The sequence below is a fragment of the Variovorax sp. GW821-FHT10D07 genome (genome assembly GCF_059415325.1).
The window spans coordinates 100,604-117,715 of the sequence record NZ_JBWKMZ010000016.1 but is presented as its reverse complement, the minus strand read 5'-3'; the positions used below and the strand labels follow the sequence as shown (position 1 = coordinate 117,715).

Below are 17,112 nucleotides of genomic sequence, written 5' to 3'. Positions count from 1 at the left end.
TCGCAAAGGAATTCCCATGCTTCTGAAGGACAAGCTCTCGCTCGTCACGGGCGCCGCGCGCGGCCTCGGCGAGGCCATCGCGCGCCGCATGGCGGCCGAAGGCGCGCACGTGCTGGTGGTCGACCGCGACCTCGAGCCCGCGCAACGGGTGGCGGCCTCGATCCGCGCCGCGGGCGGGCGCGCCGATGCCGACAGCGTCGACGTCAGCGACGCGGCGGCGGTCGACGCGCTCGCCGCGCGCATCGCCGCGGCGCACGGCGACATCGACGTGCTGGTGAACAACGCCGGCATCTCCGCGCGCTCGAAGTTCGACGAGCCCGGCGCGCGCGAGGCCTGGGACCGCGTGCTGTCGGTCAACCTGCAGGGCGTGTTCAACGTCACGCAGGCCTTCGTGCCCGCGCTCAAGCGCACGCACGGCAGCATCGTCAACCTGTCGTCGATCGTGGCCTTCGGCGCGGGCATCTCCTCGGCCGGCTACGTGGTGGCCAAGGGCGGCGTGCGTTCGCTCACGCAGGTGCTGGCGCGCGACCTCGCGCCCTGGGGCGTGCGCGTGAACGCGGTGGCGCCCGGCCTCATGGTGACCGACATGACGGCCGGCCAGCGCGAGACCGAGCACGGCACCGACTGGTACATGAGCCGCGTGCTCACCAAGCGCCACGGCGAGGCCGACGAGATCGCCGGGCCGGTGGTCTTCCTCGCCTCCTCGATGGCCAGCTACGTCAATGGCGTGGTGCTGCCGGTCGACGGCGGCTACCTCGCGGCCTGAGCGCCGCTTCGACGGAACAACGATGAACAACAGCAGTGATGACAACAAGCCGCTGGTCCTGGTGACCGGCGGCGCCAGCGGCATGGGCCGCGCCATCGTCGAGCGCCTGGCGCGCGACGGCTGGCGCGTGGTGATGGCCGACTACAACGGCGCGCTGGCCGAGCGCGAGACCCAGGTGCTGCGCGCCGCCGGCCTGGACGTCGACTACCGCGCCATCGACCTGGCCGACGAGGCCGCGGTGCGCGCGATGGTGCAGTCGCTGCCGCCGCTCGCCGCGCTGGTGAACAACGCCGGCATCTTCGACGAGCGCGCCTTCATGGACGTGAGCGCGGCCGACTTCCGCCGCATGTACGAGGTGAACCTGCTCGCGGTGGCCACGCTCACGCAGGAGGCCGCGCGCAAGATGGCCGACGGCGCGCGCATCGTCAACATCGCCTCGCGCGCCTACCTGGGCGCGAAGAACCATCCGCACTACGTGGCCTCGAAGGCCGCGCTGGTGGGCTACACGCGCGCCAGCGCGATGGAGCTCGCGCCGCGCGGCATCCTGGTGAACGCGATCGCGCCGGGCCTGATCGACACGCCGCTGCTGCGCGCGCTCACGCCCGAGCGCCGCGCCGCGCAGCTCGCGCTGCAGCCCACGGGCGCGGCCGGCCGGCCCGAGGACATCGCGCAGGCCGTGGCCTTCTTCGCCTCGCCGGCCACCGGCTTCGTCACGGGCCAGGTGCTGTTCGTCGACGGCGGCAAGTCGCTCGGCGGCTCGGGGGCGTGATGGCGCAGCCCCAGGAGAAGACCGGCTACGACGTGGTCGTGATCGGCAGCGGCGCGGGCGGGCTCGCGGCCGCGCTGACGGCGAAGCTCGAAGGCCTCGACGTGCTGGTGATCGAGAAGACCGACCGCATCGGCGGCTCGACCGCGATCTCGGGCGGTGCGGTGTGGGTGCCGCTCAACGACCAGGCCGAGGCCGCGGGCCATCCCGACACGCCCGAGAAGGCGCTGACCTACCTGCGCAACACGGTGGGCGCGGCCGGCGACGAGGCGCTGCGCCATGCCTTCCTCGAGGCCGGGCCGCGCGCGCTGCGCTATTTGCGCGAGCGCACCGACGTGCAGCTCGCCGCGCGCACCTACTCGCCCGACTACCACCCCGACCGCGAGGGCGCCGCGATGGGCGGCCGTTCGCTCGATCCGATCGAGTTCGACGGCCGGTTGCTCGGCCCGCACTTCCGCGCCCTGCGCGATCCGCTGCCCGAGTTCTGCGTGCTCGGCGGGATGATGGTCAACATGACCGACGTGAAGCACCTGCTCGCGGTCACGCGCTCGTTCGCGTCGTGGAAGCACGGCATGAAGCTGGTGCTGCGCTACTTCGCCGACCGCTTGAGCGGCCACCACCGCGGCACGCGGTTGCTGCTGGGCAATGCGCTCGCGGGGCGGCTGTTCCACGGGCTGCTGAAGCAGAAGATCCCGTTCTGGCTCGAGACGCCCGCGCTGGGGCTCGAACAGGATGCGGGCGGTGCGGTGACCGGCGTGCGCGTGAAGCGCGATGGCCGCGAGATCGTGCTGCAGGCGCGGCGCGGCGTGGTGGTCGCGACCGGCGGCTTTCCGTGGAATGCTCGGATGCGCGCCGAGCACTATCCCGCGCCGACCGGGCCCTACTCGATGTCGCCGCAGGGCAATGTCGGCGAGGGCATCGCGATGGCGCGGCAGGCCGGTGGCGTGCTCGGCACCGGCCACACGGGGCCGGCGCTGTGGGCACCGGTGTCGATGATGAAGCGCCCCGACGGCAGCATGCTGCGCTATCCGCACCTGGTGTGGGACCGCGCCAAGCCCGGACTGATCGCGGTCGACGCGCGCGGCGAGCGCTTCGTCAACGAGTCGACTTCGTACCACGAGTTCGTGCGCGGCATGTACCAGGCCAACGAGGCCGGCACGAGCATTCCGGCGCTGCTGGTGTGCGACAGCGACTTCATGGAAAAGTGGGGCCTGGGCCTCGCGCTGCCGGGCGGGCGCTCGCGCGAGCACCTGGTGCGCGCCGGCTATCTGTACCGCGCCGACACGCTCGAGGCGCTGGCACGCCAGGCCGAGGTCGACCCCGACGGCCTCGCGCGCACCGTGGCCGCCTTCAACCCACCGGCCGCGCGCGGCGAGGACCCGGCCTTCGGCAAGGGCAGCACGGCCTACAACCGCTACCTCGGCGACCCCGAGCACCAGCCCAATGCCTGCGTGGCACCGGTCGCGAAGGCGCCGTTCTACGCGGTCAAGGTCTATCCCGGCGACATCGGCACGGCCCTGGGCGTGCGCGCCGATGGCCATGCGCGCGTGCTCGATGCGCGCGGCACGCCGATCGCGGGCCTCTACGTGGCCGGCAACGACATGCATTCGGTGATGGGAGGCGAGTATCCTGCGCCCGGCATCACGCTCGGACCGGCCCTGACCTTCGGCTGGGCCGCCGGCATGCACCTGGCCCATGGCCATGACGAACACGCCTGACCCCACACACTTCACACCCATCATGAAGATCTTCTATTCCCCCGCTTCCCCCTTCGTGCGCAAATGCATGGTCGTCGCGCACGAGCTCGGCATCGCCGAGCGCATCGAGCGCCTGCCGAGCGCGGCCGGCCCGGTGAAGCGCGACGCGACCATCCTGCCGACCAACCCGCTGGGCCAGGTGCCTACCTTCCTCACCGACGATGGCCAGGCGCTGTTCGACAGCCGCGTGATCTGCGAGTACCTCAACGACCAGCAGGGCGGCACGCTGTTTCCCGCCTCGGGCAAGGAGCGCTGGGCCCGTCTCACCGAACTCTCGCTGGCCGACGGCATGACCGCCGCCGCGCTGCTCGCGCGCTACGAGAACGTGCTGCGTCCGCAGGAATTCCGCTGGGCCGACTGGACCGACGGCCAGCTCGCGAAGGTGCGCACCGGGCTCGAATGGCTCGAGAAGGAAGCGGCTGGATTCGGCGAACGTGTGGACATCGGGACCATCGCTTTCGGGTGTGCGCTGGGGTACATGGACTTCCGGTTTCCGGATGTGGATTGGCGTGCTCAGGCGCCTCGCAGCGCTGAGTGGTTCGAGGCGTTCAGTCGGCGGGCTTCGATGCAGGCTACGTTGCCTACGGCTTGAGTTTTTTCGCGTTGGGGGCGGGCTCACGCCGACGGGGTACTCCCCTCCGCGAATGTCCCCCGGCCTGCGGCCTCCTCCTTTATTTCGCTGCGGGGAGTACCCCATCGACGTGAGCCTGGACACGGCCGTAGAACCGGCCGCACAACACGAGCGCGTCTCGTGCACAGGGTATCGGGTGCTTCCCGCAGCGAAATAAAGGAGGAGCCCGAAGGGCGGGGGACATTCGCGGAGGGAAGTACCCGATGCCCTGTGCACGCGCCCCGAACAAAAAACGCCCAACTTGGCAAAGCCGAAGATTCCTTGGCTAAATGCCACCCTCCGCAAGAAACCAAGGATCCAGGATGTCTTCTGAGCAACAACACAACAAGGTAGCCATCGTCACGGCAGGCGGCAGCGGCATGGGCGCCGCCGCGGCCCGCAAGCTCGCGCAGGACGGTTTTCGTGTCGCCATCCTCTCCTCCTCGGGCAAGGGCGAGGCCCTCGCGAAGGAACTGGGCGGCATCGGCGTGACCGGCTCCAACCAGTCGAACGACGACCTCAAGCAACTCGTCGACCGCGTGATCGCCGAGTGGGGCCGCATCGACGTCCTCGTCAACAGCGCCGGCCACGGCCCGCGCGCGCCCATTCTGGAAATCACCGACGACGACTGGCACCGCGGCATGGACGTCTACCTGCTGAGCGCCGTGCGACCCAGCCGGCTCGTCACGCCGCACATGGTCAAGCAGGGGGGCGGCGCCATCATCAACATCTCGACCTTCGCCGCCTTCGAGCCCGATCCCGTGTTTCCGACCTCGGGCGTGTTCCGTGCCGGCCTCGCCGCCTTCACCAAGCTCTTCGCCGACCAGTATGCGGAGCACAACGTGCGCATGAACAACGTGCTGCCCGGCTTCATCGACAGCCTGCCCGAGAAGGAAGTGTTCCGCGAACGCATCCCCATGGGACGTTATGGCCGCAGCGACGAGATCGCCGCCACCATCGGCTTTCTCGCTTCCGACGGCGCGGGCTACATCACCGGCCAGAACCTGCGCGTCGACGGGGGCATCACGCGCTCCGTCTGAGGCCGTCATGGGCGCTGCCTACAATCGGCGCCCATGTGCCCGAGGACGTCCCGCCACCCGAACACGCTTCGCGCGGACCTCGTCCTCTTCGGCCGGCACGCCCGCCGTCGCGCCTCTTGCTATGCGCTCGCCCGCATCGCGCGCGACAGCCAGTCCCGGCAATCGGGCTGCTCGCGGCTGACTCCCCCTTGAGCTTGGCGCATTGAATGAAGCGCGGCGGCAGCGCCCGCCGCTTTCTCCCTTGCGCCATCAGCCGGCGCGATGCCTTCCAACGTCCCGCGATGCCTTGCCGGCATGCGGGCTGCTTTCCGTTTTCTCCATGTCTTCCCGCTACAGCCGCCTGCGCACCGAGTGGTGCCCGAGCATTCCGCGCGAACTGATGGCCGGCGCCGTCGCCACCTTCGCGCTCATTCCCGAGGTCATCGCCTTTTCCTTCGTCGCCGGTGTCGATCCCGCGGTGGGCCTGTTCGCCTCCTTCGTCATCGGCATCGTCATCGCCTTCACTGGCGGACGCCCCGCCATGGTCTCGGCGGCGGCCGGATCGGTGGCGCTGGTGGCCGCGCCGCTGGTGCATGCGCACGGCCTGGCCTATCTGCTCGCGGCCGGCCTGCTCGCGGGTGCGATGCAGATCGCCTTCGGGCTGCTGCGCCTCGGCGTGCTGATGCGCTTCGTGTCGTCATCGGTGCGCACCGGCTTCGTCAACGCCCTCGCGATCCTGATCTTCGCGGCACAGATGCCGTACTTCATCGGCGCCAATGCCGCCACCTGGGCGATGGTCGGCCTCGGGCTCGCGGTCATCTACCTGCTGCCACGCCTCACCACCGCGGTACCGTCGCCGCTGGTGTGCATCGTGGTGGTCACGCTCGTGGGTCAGTGGCTCGGACTGCCGCTCAAGACCGTGGCCGACCTCGGCCAGCTGCCCGATGCCTTGCCCATGTTCGCGCTGCCCGCCGTGCCGTTGACCCTCGAGACCCTGCGCATCATCGCCTTGCCCGCCTTCGCCATCGCGATGGTCGGCCTGCTCGAATCGATGATGACCGCGAGCGTGGTCGACGAGCTCACCGACACCCCGAGCTCGAAGAACCGCGAGTGCGGCGGCCTCGGCCTCGCGAACGTGGCGGCCAGCTGCTTCGGCGGCATCGCGGGCTGCGGAATGATCGGCCAGACCGTGAGCAACGTGCGCTACGGCGGCCGCGGCCGGCTCTCGACCCTGTTCGCGGGCGCCTTCCTGCTGATCCTCATGGTGCTGCTCAAGCCCTGGGTGTCGCAGGCGCCGGTGGCGGCACTGGTCGCGATCATGGTGATGGTCTCGGCCTCGACCTTCGACTGGGGTTCGCTGCGCACGCTGGTGCGCCATCCGCGCCTGTCGAGCGTCGTGATGCTCGCCACCGTGGCCGTCACCGTCGCCACCGACAACCTGGCCGCGGGCGTGGGCATCGGCGTGCTGCTCAGCGGCGTCTTCTTCACCTTCAAGGTGGCGCGGCTGCTGCGGGTGCAGGGGCGGCAGGACGACGAGGGCGCCTGGCGCTTCGCCGTGAGCGGCCAGGTCTTCTTCGCCTCGGCCGACATGCTGGTCGATGCCTTCGACGTGCGCGAGATCGACGGCGCGCCGGTGCGCATCGATGTTTCTCAGGCCCACTTCTGGGACGTCACAGCCGTGGCGGCACTGCGCAAGGTGGTCGAGCGGCTGCGCAAGCACGGCAGCGCGGTCGACGTGAGCGGCATGAACCAGGCCAGCCGCGACCTCGTGCTGCGTCTCGACGCGGCGCCCGAGTGAAGCGGCTCAGGCCGCGGCGGCCGCCTCGGCGCGCACCTGGCTGCGAAAGCGCCCCGGGCTCTCGCCCACCGCGCGCCGGAAGGCCGCGCTGAACGCCGTCTCCGACTGGTAGCCCACGCGCTCGGCGATGCGCGCGATGCCCTCGTCGCCATGCCGCAGCGCATGGCGCGCCACCGTCATGCGCCAGCCGCCGAGATAGTCGAGCGGCGTCGAGCCCGTCAGCGCCTTGAAGCGCAGCGCGAAGGCCGTGCGCGACATGCTGGCCGTCTGCGCCAGGCGCTCCACCGTCCAGGGCTGCGCGATGTCGGCATGCATGCGCGACAGCGCGGTGCCGATGCGCGCATCGGTCATCGCGCCGAGCCAGCCCTCGGGCTGCGGCGCATTCGCGAGGTGCACGCGCAGCGCCTGCACCAGCACCAGCGCCGCGAGGTTGGTGCGCGCCAGGGTCGAGCCCGGGCGCAGCTCGGCCGTCTCCCAGCCCATCAGGTCGAGCAGGCCCACGAGCGGCCGCGCGCCCGGATCGCTTGCGCGCAGGTGGATCAGCGGCGGCAGGTGGCGCAGCAGCAGTTCGCCGGCCTCGCCCGACAGCGCGAAGCGCCCGCTCGCGAGCACCACGCGCGTCGCGTCGCTCGCGTCCAGGCCGTCGTGGCGCAGCACCCCGTCGGGGCCGCGCTGCTCGCGGCTCAGGCGCGTGCCGTCCTGCAGCGGCCCGGGCGGATCGCTCGCGGCCGAGAAGGGCAGGCCGTTGGTCAGCAGGAAGAAGTCGCCGGCCTCCAGCATCACCGGCGCGGCCGTGCCCTCGACCTCGATGCGAAAGCGCCCCTCGAGCACGCAGCCCAGCTTGATGTGCGAGGCGTAGTGCCCGTAGCGGAAGGCCCAGCGGCCGCGTGCCTCGAAGCGCGACGAGAGCGTGCTGCTCACCGTGAGCATGGCCAGCACATCGGACAAGGGATCCATGATTCTGTACGAATGAATAGGAAATGCGTGCTGATGATTATTCAATCATTCAGTCCAACGCGCGACCATCGGGGCATGTCCTCCTCGAACGCTCCAGTTTTCCGTCACGCCGTCGTGCTGGGCCTGCTCACCACCATCGGCCCCTTCGCCATCGACATGTACCTGCCCGCGCTGCCCGCCATCGGGCGCGCGCTGAACGCCGATCCGCATGCGATGCAGGCCAGCCTGATGGCCTTCTTCATCGCGGTCGGCGCCGGCCAGCTGGTCGCGGGCCCGCTGTCGGACATGTTCGGCCGCCGCCGGCCGATGGTCGCGGGCCTCGTGCTGTTCATGCTCGCCAGCATCGGCTGCGCCTTCGCGCCCGATGCGGGCGTGCTGGTCGCGCTGCGCTTCGTGCAGGGGCTCGGCGCCTGCGCCTGCATGGTCACGCCGCGCGCCGTGGTGCGCGACCTGTACACCGGGCCCGAGGCGGCGCGGATGATGTCGCTGCTCCTGATGGTCTACAGCGTGTCGCCGATCCTCGCGCCGCTGGCCGGCAGCCTCGTGGCCGAGAGCCTGGGCTGGCGCGCGGTGTTCGTCGCCGTTGCCGCCGTCGGGCTCGCGGGCCTCGCGATGCTGCTGGCCCTGCTGCCCGAGACCCGGCCCGCCACCGCGCGGCTGTCGAGCAACTTCCGCAGCGCCATGGCCGGCTACGGCGTGCTGCTGCGCGACCGCCACTTCATGGCGCTGGCCTTCATGGCCTCGTTCACCGTCTCGAGCTTCTTCGTCTACGTGGCCAACTCGCCCTTCGTGATGAGCACGCACTTCGGCGTCTCGCCGCGCCTGTATGCGGTGCTGTTCGCGCTCAACGCCGTGTCGCTGCTCGCGCTGTCGCAGGCCAATGGCCGGCTGGTGGCGCGCTTCGGCATCCGGCGCGTGCTGCGTACGGCGGTGATCGCACAGGCCGCCACCGTCGGGCTGCTGCTGGTGCTCACGCTCGCGGGTGTAGACCGGCTCTTCGTGCTGGTGGCGCTGCTGATGATCGGCTTCGGCCTCAACGGCCTGATCGTGCCCGCGGCCTTCGTGCTCGCGATGGAAGGCCATGCCGCGCTCGCGGGCACGGCCTCGGCGCTGATCGGCACGATGAACTTCGCGGGCGGCGCGGTGATGGTGGCGCTGGTCGCGCCGTTCGCCGACGGCAGGCCGCTGCCGATGGTGGCGGGCATCGCGGCGTGCGCCGCGGTGGTGCTGACGCTGGCCTTGCGCACCCTGCGGCCGGTGCGGCGCGTGCCTGGTGTCATGCAGGGGTTCTAAGTGATTGCCCCGTGAGCAAGGCGCGCCCTTCGGCCTAGCCTTTGCGCGTTCCGTCGGCGCCCGATGGAACGGAAAGGCTTCCATGGACATCCCCGCCCCGGTGCTCGACAGCATGCAGCGCACCCTCCGGTCCTACGAGGCGTCCGCGCGCGACTACGACGCGATCGTGGCGGACCATCCGCCGCCCGAGATCGAGGACGCGCTGCGCCGCATGGTGGCGTGCATGCCCGCGGGCGGCAGCGTGCTCGAGGTCGGCTCGGGCACGGGGCGCGACGCCGACTTCGTCGAATCGCTGGGCATGAGCGTCAGGCGCACCGATGCGACGCAGGCCTTTCTCGACCTGCAGGCCGAGCGCGGCAGGCAGGGCGCGCTGCTCAATGTCGTCAGCGACCCGCTGGGCGGGCCCCATGACGCCATCCTCGCGATGGCCGTGCTGATCCATGTCGATCGCGCGCAGATCGCGCCGGTGCTGCGCAAGGTGGTCGACGCGCTCGCGCCCGGTGGCGTCTTCCTCGCGGGCATGCGCATCGGCGAGGGCGAGACGAACGGCGACTACCAGACCGTGTACTGGGACCGCGACCGGTTCGCCGCGCAGCTCGCGGCGGCCGGGCTGCGACTGGATTGGGAGCGGCAGTGGATCGGCCGCGAGGACGTGCGCTGGGCCAGCTTCCTGGCCTGCCGTCCGCGCGGATGAACGCCGCTTACACGCCCAGGTAACGCGTCCACAGCGAGCGGTCGGCATCGAGCGCGGCCGAGTCGCCCTGCCACACCACGCGCCCGCGCTCGAGGATCACGTGCCGGTCGGCCAGCGGCAGCAGGCGCTGCACGTACTTGTCGACCACCAGGATCGCCTCGCCCTCGGACTTGAGCGTGGCGATGCAGTGCCAGATCTCCTCGCGGATCACGGGCGCCAGGCCTTCGGTGGCCTCGTCGAGGATCAAGAGGCGCGGATGCGTGGACAGTGCGCGCGCGATCGCCAGCATCTGCTGCTCGCCGCCCGAGAGCTGGTTGCCCGCGTTGGCCTTGCGCTCCGCGAGGCGCGGGAACAGGCCGTAGAGCGCCTCGACGGTCCAGCGCGGCGCGCTGCCGGGGCGCGGGCGCGCGAAGGCGCGCAGGTGCTCGTCGACGCTGAGATTGGGGAACACGTGCCGGCCCTCGGGCACGATGGCCACGCCGCGGCGCGCGATGGCGTCCGGCTTGTGGCCGCCGATGGCCGCGCCGCCGAAGCGCAGCTCGCCGCGCATCGGCGCGAGCATGCCGGTGATGACCTTGAGCAGGGTGCTCTTGCCCATGCCGTTGCGGCCCAGCAGCGCGAGCACCTCGCCCGCGCCGATGCGCAGGTCGATGCCGAACAGGACCTGGCTGGCGCCGTAGCCCGCTTCGATGGCCTGTGCCTCGAGCAATGTCGTCGAACTCATGCGTGACCTTCCGCTTCGGTGCCCAGGTAGACCGCCTGCACGTCGGGATGCCCGCGCACCTCGTCGGCCGTGCCGCTCATCAGCACGCGGCCCTGCACCAGCACCGTGAGCCGGCTGGCGAGGCGGAACACCGCATCCATGTCGTGCTCGATCAGCAGGATCGCCATCGAGGCGCGCAGCGACTCGATCAGGTCCACCATGCGCGCCGACTCGTCGGGGCCCATGCCGGCCATCGGCTCGTCGAGCAGCAGCAGCTTGGGTTCGGCCGCGAGCGCCAGCGCCACGTCGAGCGCGCGCTGCGCGCCGTGCGGCAGCGTGCCGGCGATGCGGTCGCGCTCACGCGCCAGGCCCACGCGCTCGGCCAGCGCCGCGGCGCGGTCGGCCAGGTCCTTCTCGCGCGAACGCGGCGCGAGGAAGCGCAGGCTGCTGCCCGCGTGCGCCTGCGCGGCCAGCATCAGGTTGTCGTGCACCGTGTCCTTGGCGAACACGCGCGTGACCTGGAAGCAGCGCGACATGCCCGCGGCCACGCGCTGGTGGTCCTTGAAGCCGGTGATGTCCTTCTCGTCGAGCAGGATGCGGCCGGCATCGGCCTTGAGCAGGCCGGTGATGAGGTTCACCAGCGTGGTCTTGCCCGCGCCGTTGGGGCCGATCAGCGCATGCACTTCGCCGCGCTCCACGGTGAGGCTCACATGGTCGGTCGCCAGCAGGCCGCCGAAGCGCTTGACCAGTCCTTCGATCCTGAACAGGCTCATGGCGTGGCCTTTGCGAGCGGTGCGCGGCGGCGCGACAGCGCGGCCAGTCCCTTGGGCGCCCACAGGGCGACGGCGATCAGCAGCAGGCCCAGCGGCATGTGCCAGTGTTCGGTGTGCTGCTTGAGCGCCTCCTCGAGCAGCAGCCACACGGCGGCGCCCACCGGCCCGCCCCAGCTGCGGCCGAGGCCGCCGATCACCACCATCACCAGCAGCGTGGCCGACTGCGTCCAGTGCATGGTGGCCGGGCTCACGAAGCCGTTGCCGCCCGCGAGCAGCGCGCCCGCCAGGCCGGCGATGGCGCCCGCGATCGCGAAGGCCGCGAGCTGCAGCCGGAACACCGGGTAGCCGAGCGCGCGCATGCGCGTCTCGTTGTCGCGGATGCCCATCAGCGCATGGCCGAAGCGCGACTGCGTGGCGCGCTGCAGCCACCACAGCGCGAGCGCCACCAGCGCCAGCACCACCCAGTAGAAGTTGCTCTCGTTGCCGAGGTCGAGGCCCGGCAGCAGGGTGGGGCGGCTCATCAGCGTGTAGCCGTCGTCGCCGCCGTACTTGCGCAGCGAGACCGCGACGAAATACAGCATCTGCGCGAAGGCCAGCGTGGTCATGATGAAGTAGACGCCGCGCGTGCGCAGCGCCACCGTGCCGATCAGCGCGGCGGCCAGGCCGGCCGCCACCACGGCCGCGGGCCACAGCACCCAGGCCGAGGTCGTGCCGGCGTCGCTGAGCGCCACCACCGTGTAGGCCCCCACGCCGATGAAGCCCGCATGGCCGAGCGCGACCATGCCGCCGAAGCCGAGGATGAAGTTGAGGCTGGCCGCGGCCAGCGCCACGATCAGCACGCGGCGCACGAAGCCGATGTAGAACTCGAAGCCGAACAGCGGTGCGATCAGGGGAAAGGCGGCGAGCAGCAGCAGGAGCAGCCCGAGGCCGATGTGACGGGTTTTCATGCGCGTGCCGAGAAGAGGCCCGAGGGCCTGAAGAGAAGGACCGCCACCATCAGCGCGTACATCGCGACCTCGGCCACCAGCGGACCGAGGTCGGCCGCGGTGGCTGGCGGCAGCGTGGCGCGCAGCAGCATGGGCACGAAGGCGCGACCGATGGTGTCGACGATGCCCACCAGCAGCGCGGCCACGAAGGCGCCGCGCACCGAGCCGATGCCGCCGATCACCAGCACCACCAGCGCCGGGATCAGGATCTGTTCGCCCATGCCGACCTGCACCGCGACGATCGGGCCCATCAGCGCGCCGGCCAGCGCGGCGAGTGCCGCGCCGAGCAGGAACACGCCGTTGAAGATGCGGCCCACGCGCACGCCCATCAGCTCGGCCATCGGCCGGTCGGAGGCGCCCGCGCGCACCCGCATGCCGATGCGCGTGTGGTTCACGAGCAGGTAGAGCGCCAGCGCAACCAGCATGCCGCCGACCAGGATCACCAGCCGGTACGAGGGGTAGGGCAGGCCGTCCATCAGTTCGACCGGGCCCGAGAGCGCGGCGGGCGTCGGCGCCATCACCGGCGACGGGCCCCAGATCATCTTGACCAGGTCGTCGGCGACCAGGATCACGCCGAAGGTCGCGAGCACCTGCGCGAGGTGGTCGCGCGTGTAGAGGCGGCGCATCAGCAGCACCTCGAGCAGCAGCGCCACCACCACGGTGACCGCCACCGCGATGACGATGGCCGCGGCGAACGAGCCGGTGCGCGTGTGCGCCTCGGCCGCGACATAGGCGCCGGCCATGAACAGCGAACCGTGCGCGAGGTTCAGCACGTCCATGATGCCGAACACCAGCGTGAGGCCCGCGGCCAGCAGGAACAGCATCAGGCCGTAGCCGAGGCCGTTGAGCAGCTGCTCGAGAACGAGGATGGGAGTCATGGGGAGGAAGAAGGAATGCGGATGGCCGTGCGCCAGGGGCGCGCGAATCTCGCGTCCCCGGCGTGCGGAAATTCGGAAGGCCGAGCCGGCCCGCCGATCACTTCATCGGGCACTTGTCGGCGTAGCTGTCGCCGTAATTGGTGAGGACGGTGTTGATCAGCTTGTTCGTGACCTTGCCCTGCGCATCCTTGCCGATCACGCGCAGGTAGAAGTTCTCGATGGGGTAGTGGTTGTTGGCGTACTTGAAGGTGCCGCGCGTCGAGGCGTAGTTGGCCTTCTTGAGCGCCGCGATCACGGCCTCGCGGTTCTGCGCGTTGCCGCCGGCCTGCTTCACGGCGGCGTCCATCGCGAGGATGGCGTCGTAGGCCTGCGCGGCGTAGACCGACGGATAGCGCCCGTTGTACTCCTTGCGGAACGCGGCCACGAAGGCCTTGTTGGCGGCGTTGTCGAGGTCGTGCGCCCAGTGCGAGGTGTTGAACAGCCCCAGCATCGGCTCGCCCACGGCGCCGATCACGTCCTCATCGGCCGAGAAGCCGCTGGTGACCAGCGTGATGTCCTTCGACAGGCCCGCGCCCACGAACTGCTTGATGAAGTTGATGCCCATCGCGCCGGGCAGGAAGAAGTAGATCGAGTCGGGCTTGGAGGCGCGCAGCTGCGCGAGCTCGGCCGCGTAGTCGATCTGGCCGAGCTTGGTGTAGAGCTCGTCGGCCACCTGGCCCTTGAACTGGCGCTTGAAGCCGCCGAGCGCGTCCTTGCCCGCGGGATAGTTGGGCGCGATCAGCACGATCTTCTTGAATGCGCGGTCCTGCGCGAACTTGCCGGCGGCCTCGTGGAACTGGTCGTTCTGATAGGCGGTGCCGAAGAAGTAGGCATTGCACTGCGCGCCCGCGAACTGGCTCGGGCCGGCATTGGCCGAGAGGTAGGGCACCTTGGCGTTGAACAGCGTCGGGCCGACGGCCAGCGCCACGTTGGAGCCGATCGGGCCGCTGAAGATGTCGATCTTGTCGCGCTGGATCATGCGGTCGACCAGTTGCTTGGCTTGGTCGGGGCTGCCGGCCATGTCGGCCTGCACGAACTCCACTTCCTGCCCGCCGAGCTTGCCGCCCAGCTGCTTGATGCCGAGCGCGAAGCCGTCGCGCGCCTCGGCGCCCAGCGCCGCGAACGGGCCCGAGATGTCGAGCGCCAGGCCGACCTTGACCGGCGCGGCCATGGCCGAGGCCGCGGCGCCGCACAGCAGCAGCGAAAGCAGGGTGCGCGGCAGCGCGGACGATTTCGGGGACGGTTGGCTCATCGGATTCTCCGGCAGGGATGGGGGTGAAACGGCGTCGAACCGTTGATAGCTAAATACTTTAGCCGTAAACAATTCGGTGTCAACGGTGCTAGCACGAATGGTGCCAGTGGCCGGCACGTGCGCGGCCCCGATGTCCCCAAAAAAAGAAGCGGCATCGACCCGGATCGATGCCGCCTGCGATGCCCTCGAAGAGGGCGCGGCGCCTGCGTGGTGCGCCGCTTGCCTCGCGCCGATCAGCCGAAGGGGCTGGCGGTCGCGAACCACAGGCCGATGCCGGTGGCAATGATGAAGGCCCCGTCGGTCACGCCCGCGACCAGGAAGAACTTGGTCTGCAGCGTGTCGACCATCTCGGGCTGGCGCGTCGCGCCCTCGAGGAACTTCTGACCCACCAGCGCGATGCCGATGCAAGAGCCCAGTGCCGCGATGCCGATCAGCAGGGCGACCGCGAGGGGGAGGATGTTGAAGCCGTTCATGGTGCTTTCTCCAGTGGTTGATGCCTGGACGTACTGTCCCGCATCGACTGCACCGGGTCCATGACCTCGCGGGTCATGCGCGCGCGGCAGCGGCGGCTCAGCTCCGCGCGGCGCGCGAGGGCCACAGCACCGAGGCGATCGCCACCATCATCAGCGCCACCGCCACCCAGTCCTGCCAGTGCACCGCCTCGCCGAGCCACACCGCGCCGCTGAACACGCCGAGCACCGGGATGAACATCACGCTGAGCGTGGAGGCCACGGGCGGCAGCCCGCGCGCGAGATAGAACCACGCCGCGTGCGCGAAGCCGAAGATCAGCACCGCGTTGTAGAGGATCGCGCCCCAGGTCACGCTGCCGGGCCAGCGCCACTGGTCGCGCTCGAACAGCGCCGACAGTACGGTCATCACCACCGCGGTGAGCGCCGTCATCCAGAACGAGAGCGTGAGCGTCGGCAGCCCGATGCGCGTGTGGCGCAGCAGCTGCGTGCCCAGCGCCCAGGTGGCGGCCGCCACCAGTGCGAGCGCGACGTAGCCGGGCCGCCCCGCGAGGTCGGTGAGCTCGTGCCACAGCAGCAGGCCCACGCCGATCGCACAGGCGCCCACGCCGGCCCAGGCGCGGCGCGAGAGCGCCGCCGAGAACAGCAGCGCGCCGATCACGGCCGAGAACACCGGCATGGTGTAGCCGAGGATGGCCGCGCGCCCGCCCGACAGCGCCTTCACCGCGAGGATGATGCAGGCGTGCCAGACGAACATGTTGGTGGCGGCCAGCCACAGCAGCTCGGGCCAGGCGGCGCGCGGCACGCGGAACGGCACCTTCATCCACGCCAGCGCCAGGCCCAGCACCGGCAGGCCGAGCCAGATCGAGATCGCGCGGAAGGCCAGCGGCGGATAGTCCGCCACGCCGAGCTTCATCACCGGCCAGTTGAGGCCCCAGGCAAGGGTCAGCAGGACGAGGATGACGAACTGGCGCGGGGTGAAGGAAGGCATGGGGCGCGATTGTGGCGCGGACCGTGGTTTCGTGCCTGAGGCCGAGGAAGATGCAGCGGGCCTCCTCTACAACGAAATGACCTCGACACCTAGAATGGCCCGATGGAAGCGCAAGCCTTGCTGATAGCTTTGCACGACGAGTCGGCCGGATACGAAATCTCGCCGGAGCGGGTGCCGCTGTCCGTGCTGCGCGGCTTCGCCAGGGACGTCGACGAGTTCCTGCGCGGCGATGGCAACGATGTCGACACCAGCGCGCTGGATGTCTCCGTCGAGAAAGGTTCGTTGGCCATTCGCACGGCACCGACGGCCAACCCGGTGCTGATGAACGACCTGCGAAGACTCGCGGGCAGCCAGCAGATGGAAGGCATCGCGGCGAAGCGCCGCGCCGTGGTCGAGCGCTGGCAGAAGAGTGCGCGCGGCGGCCGTGGCTGGCGCGTGAGCATCGCGGCGGATTTCCTGTCCGCCGCCATCGTGATCGACAGCGAATCGGACTTCAGGGCCGACGACGCGGACCAATGGGTGCGCGTCGAGCGCTATGTGCGCGGCGAGATCGAGGACATGGGCGGGCACACCAAACCCAATGCCCACATTCGCCTGCCGGACGGCAAGACCTTGCTGGTCGACGCGGCCCGCGAGATGTTGCGGGACGAGAAGGTCAACCGCCTCTACAAGCCCGCCATGATCCGGATCGTCGCCGAATACAACGTCATGACGCGCGAGTACCGGAACGCGAGGCTGCTCGAATTCGTCGAGCACGAAAGCCGGCTCGACGAGAAGGAGCTCGATCGCCTGACCCAGCGGGGGGCGAAGGCATGGCGCGACGTGCCCGATGCCGGTACGTGGGTCGACGAGTTGCGGGGAAGCAAGGCGTGAGCGCCATCCTGCTCGACACGAGCTACCTGATCTCGCTCGCCGATCCGGCACGCGCGCATCATCCGGCGGCGGTCGGCTATCTGCGCGAAGCGCTCAAACGCGGCGTGCCGCTGTACCTCTCGGCCATCGCCGCATCGGAGTTCCAGGTCAAGCAGGCCGTGACCGATCTGCCCTTGCGCAACTTCGAGGTGCTCCCTTTCAACATCGACCACGCGATGACCGCGGGCTTGCTGATGCGCGGGCTGGCACGGGACGCCACCGACGATCGAAGCGCCGTCAAGGACGACATCAAGCTGATCGCCCAGGCCATCTGCGAATCGCTGACGCACATCCTCACCGAGGATGCGCATACGCTGGTGAAGTACCTGCGCAGGCTGAATGCGGCGGGCACCTGTGCCGTGCAGCCGATCCTGCTGGCCGATGGCTTCGATTCGGCCTGGTTCGACAACGGGCAACGCGGCCTGCTGAGCGAATAGGCGAAGGGGCTCCT

18 protein-coding genes are annotated in these 17,112 nt (G+C 70.1%); 10 read left to right on the top strand and 8 right to left on the bottom strand.

Annotated elements, in window-relative coordinates; translation table 11 throughout:
• Positions 1–16: 16 nt before the first annotated feature.
• The 6 genes from AC07PU_RS34975 to AC07PU_RS34950 all read left to right on the top strand — a co-directional run bounded on the left by AC07PU_RS34975 (position 17) and on the right by AC07PU_RS34950 (position 6,716).
• Positions 17–766: an SDR family NAD(P)-dependent oxidoreductase gene (locus tag AC07PU_RS34975; RefSeq protein ID WP_057594692.1), complete on the top strand. Its 750-nt coding sequence runs from the start codon at positions 17–19 to the stop codon at positions 764–766.
• A 22-nt stretch (positions 767–788) separates the two neighbouring features.
• The gene (locus tag AC07PU_RS34970) at positions 789–1,535 is read left to right on the top strand and encodes an SDR family NAD(P)-dependent oxidoreductase (RefSeq protein WP_495322746.1); all 747 of its coding nucleotides are present in this window, start codon (positions 789–791) and stop codon (positions 1,533–1,535) included.
• On the top strand, positions 1,535–3,250 hold the full coding sequence (locus tag AC07PU_RS34965; protein WP_495322745.1) for an FAD-dependent oxidoreductase: 1,716 nt from the start codon (positions 1,535–1,537) through the stop codon (positions 3,248–3,250). Before AC07PU_RS34970 ends, AC07PU_RS34965 begins: the two co-directional genes overlap by 1 nt.
• A gap of 22 nt (positions 3,251–3,272) precedes the next feature.
• Positions 3,273–3,881 (top strand): glutathione S-transferase, encoded by a 609-nt coding sequence (locus tag AC07PU_RS34960; RefSeq protein ID WP_495322818.1) that lies wholly within the window; start codon positions 3,273–3,275, stop codon positions 3,879–3,881.
• 341 nt (positions 3,882–4,222) lie between these two features.
• Positions 4,223–4,939, top strand: a complete 717-nt coding sequence (locus AC07PU_RS34955; protein WP_495322744.1) for an SDR family oxidoreductase — start codon at positions 4,223–4,225, stop codon at positions 4,937–4,939.
• A gap of 319 nt (positions 4,940–5,258) precedes the next feature.
• A complete protein-coding gene (locus AC07PU_RS34950; protein WP_495322742.1) occupies positions 5,259–6,716 on the top strand; it encodes a SulP family inorganic anion transporter in 1,458 nt (485 codons plus the stop codon).
• Between the two features lie 6 nt (positions 6,717–6,722).
• On the opposite strand, the gene AC07PU_RS34945 is transcribed toward AC07PU_RS34950, so the two are convergent.
• Positions 6,723–7,673: an AraC family transcriptional regulator gene (locus AC07PU_RS34945; RefSeq protein ID WP_495322741.1), complete on the bottom strand. Its 951-nt coding sequence runs from the start codon at positions 7,671–7,673 to the stop codon at positions 6,723–6,725.
• Between the two features lie 75 nt (positions 7,674–7,748).
• Between AC07PU_RS34945 and AC07PU_RS34940 the strand changes: the two genes are divergently transcribed.
• Positions 7,749–8,966 (top strand): multidrug effflux MFS transporter, encoded by a 1,218-nt coding sequence (locus tag AC07PU_RS34940; RefSeq protein WP_495322740.1) that lies wholly within the window; start codon positions 7,749–7,751, stop codon positions 8,964–8,966.
• 82 nt (positions 8,967–9,048) lie between these two features.
• Positions 9,049–9,660 (top strand): methyltransferase, encoded by a 612-nt coding sequence (locus AC07PU_RS34935; RefSeq protein WP_495322739.1) that lies wholly within the window; start codon positions 9,049–9,051, stop codon positions 9,658–9,660.
• A 7-nt stretch (positions 9,661–9,667) separates the two neighbouring features.
• Here the strand turns inward: AC07PU_RS34935 and AC07PU_RS34930 are convergent, their stop codons facing one another.
• The 7 genes from AC07PU_RS34930 to AC07PU_RS34900 all read right to left on the bottom strand — a co-directional run bounded on the left by AC07PU_RS34930 (position 9,668) and on the right by AC07PU_RS34900 (position 15,749).
• Positions 9,668–10,384: an ABC transporter ATP-binding protein gene (locus tag AC07PU_RS34930; RefSeq protein WP_281078207.1), complete on the bottom strand. Its 717-nt coding sequence runs from the start codon at positions 10,382–10,384 to the stop codon at positions 9,668–9,670.
• A complete protein-coding gene (locus AC07PU_RS34925) occupies positions 10,381–11,136 on the bottom strand; it encodes an ABC transporter ATP-binding protein (protein WP_057594685.1) in 756 nt (251 codons plus the stop codon). The genes AC07PU_RS34930 and AC07PU_RS34925 overlap by 4 nt, the downstream gene beginning before the upstream one ends.
• On the bottom strand, positions 11,133–12,083 hold the full coding sequence (locus tag AC07PU_RS34920) for a branched-chain amino acid ABC transporter permease (protein WP_203203122.1): 951 nt from the start codon (positions 12,081–12,083) through the stop codon (positions 11,133–11,135). Before AC07PU_RS34920 ends, AC07PU_RS34925 begins: the two co-directional genes overlap by 4 nt.
• Positions 12,080–13,000: a branched-chain amino acid ABC transporter permease gene (locus AC07PU_RS34915; protein WP_057594683.1), complete on the bottom strand. Its 921-nt coding sequence runs from the start codon at positions 12,998–13,000 to the stop codon at positions 12,080–12,082. Before AC07PU_RS34915 ends, AC07PU_RS34920 begins: the two co-directional genes overlap by 4 nt.
• A gap of 97 nt (positions 13,001–13,097) precedes the next feature.
• Positions 13,098–14,291, bottom strand: a complete 1,194-nt coding sequence (locus AC07PU_RS34910; RefSeq protein WP_296797118.1) for an ABC transporter substrate-binding protein — start codon at positions 14,289–14,291, stop codon at positions 13,098–13,100.
• A 233-nt stretch (positions 14,292–14,524) separates the two neighbouring features.
• The gene (gene atpE / locus AC07PU_RS34905; RefSeq protein WP_495322737.1) at positions 14,525–14,764 is read right to left on the bottom strand and encodes a F0F1 ATP synthase subunit C; all 240 of its coding nucleotides are present in this window, start codon (positions 14,762–14,764) and stop codon (positions 14,525–14,527) included.
• Between the two features lie 97 nt (positions 14,765–14,861).
• Complete coding sequence (locus tag AC07PU_RS34900) at positions 14,862–15,749, bottom strand: DMT family transporter (RefSeq protein ID WP_495322736.1); 888 nt, start codon at positions 15,747–15,749, stop codon at positions 14,862–14,864.
• A 102-nt stretch (positions 15,750–15,851) separates the two neighbouring features.
• Between AC07PU_RS34900 and AC07PU_RS34895 the strand changes: the two genes are divergently transcribed.
• Both AC07PU_RS34895 and AC07PU_RS34890 read left to right on the top strand, forming a co-directional pair.
• A complete protein-coding gene (locus tag AC07PU_RS34895; RefSeq protein ID WP_495322735.1) occupies positions 15,852–16,622 on the top strand; it encodes a hypothetical protein in 771 nt (256 codons plus the stop codon).
• Entirely contained in the window at positions 16,619–17,098 is a 480-nt protein-coding gene (locus tag AC07PU_RS34890; protein WP_490877541.1) for a type II toxin-antitoxin system VapC family toxin, read from the top strand. Before AC07PU_RS34895 ends, AC07PU_RS34890 begins: the two co-directional genes overlap by 4 nt.
• Positions 17,099–17,112: the final 14 nt, after the last annotated feature.

What these genes read in the sequence shown, in the direction of transcription:
- AC07PU_RS34975 (WP_057594692.1), top strand. Translation starts at nt 17, where the DNA reads ATGCTTCTGAAGGACAAGCTCTCGCTCGTCACGGGCGCCGCGCGCGGC.
- AC07PU_RS34970 (WP_495322746.1), top strand. Translation starts at nt 789, where the DNA reads ATGAACAACAGCAGTGATGACAACAAGCCGCTGGTCCTGGTGACCGGC.
- AC07PU_RS34965 (WP_495322745.1), top strand. Translation starts at nt 1,535, where the DNA reads ATGGCGCAGCCCCAGGAGAAGACCGGCTACGACGTGGTCGTGATCGGC.
- AC07PU_RS34960 (WP_495322818.1), top strand. Translation starts at nt 3,273, where the DNA reads ATGAAGATCTTCTATTCCCCCGCTTCCCCCTTCGTGCGCAAATGCATG.
- AC07PU_RS34955 (WP_495322744.1), top strand. Translation starts at nt 4,223, where the DNA reads ATGTCTTCTGAGCAACAACACAACAAGGTAGCCATCGTCACGGCAGGC.
- AC07PU_RS34950 (WP_495322742.1), top strand. Translation starts at nt 5,259, where the DNA reads ATGTCTTCCCGCTACAGCCGCCTGCGCACCGAGTGGTGCCCGAGCATT.
- AC07PU_RS34945 (WP_495322741.1), bottom strand. Translation starts at nt 7,673, where the DNA reads ATGGATCCCTTGTCCGATGTGCTGGCCATGCTCACGGTGAGCAGCACG.
- AC07PU_RS34940 (WP_495322740.1), top strand. Translation starts at nt 7,749, where the DNA reads ATGTCCTCCTCGAACGCTCCAGTTTTCCGTCACGCCGTCGTGCTGGGC.
- AC07PU_RS34935 (WP_495322739.1), top strand. Translation starts at nt 9,049, where the DNA reads ATGGACATCCCCGCCCCGGTGCTCGACAGCATGCAGCGCACCCTCCGG.
- AC07PU_RS34930 (WP_281078207.1), bottom strand. Translation starts at nt 10,384, where the DNA reads ATGAGTTCGACGACATTGCTCGAGGCACAGGCCATCGAAGCGGGCTAC.
- AC07PU_RS34925 (WP_057594685.1), bottom strand. Translation starts at nt 11,136, where the DNA reads ATGAGCCTGTTCAGGATCGAAGGACTGGTCAAGCGCTTCGGCGGCCTG.
- AC07PU_RS34920 (WP_203203122.1), bottom strand. Translation starts at nt 12,083, where the DNA reads ATGAAAACCCGTCACATCGGCCTCGGGCTGCTCCTGCTGCTGCTCGCC.
- AC07PU_RS34915 (WP_057594683.1), bottom strand. Translation starts at nt 13,000, where the DNA reads ATGACTCCCATCCTCGTTCTCGAGCAGCTGCTCAACGGCCTCGGCTAC.
- AC07PU_RS34910 (WP_296797118.1), bottom strand. Translation starts at nt 14,291, where the DNA reads ATGAGCCAACCGTCCCCGAAATCGTCCGCGCTGCCGCGCACCCTGCTT.
- atpE (WP_495322737.1), bottom strand. Translation starts at nt 14,764, where the DNA reads ATGAACGGCTTCAACATCCTCCCCCTCGCGGTCGCCCTGCTGATCGGC.
- AC07PU_RS34900 (WP_495322736.1), bottom strand. Translation starts at nt 15,749, where the DNA reads ATGCCTTCCTTCACCCCGCGCCAGTTCGTCATCCTCGTCCTGCTGACC.
- AC07PU_RS34895 (WP_495322735.1), top strand. Translation starts at nt 15,852, where the DNA reads ATGGAAGCGCAAGCCTTGCTGATAGCTTTGCACGACGAGTCGGCCGGA.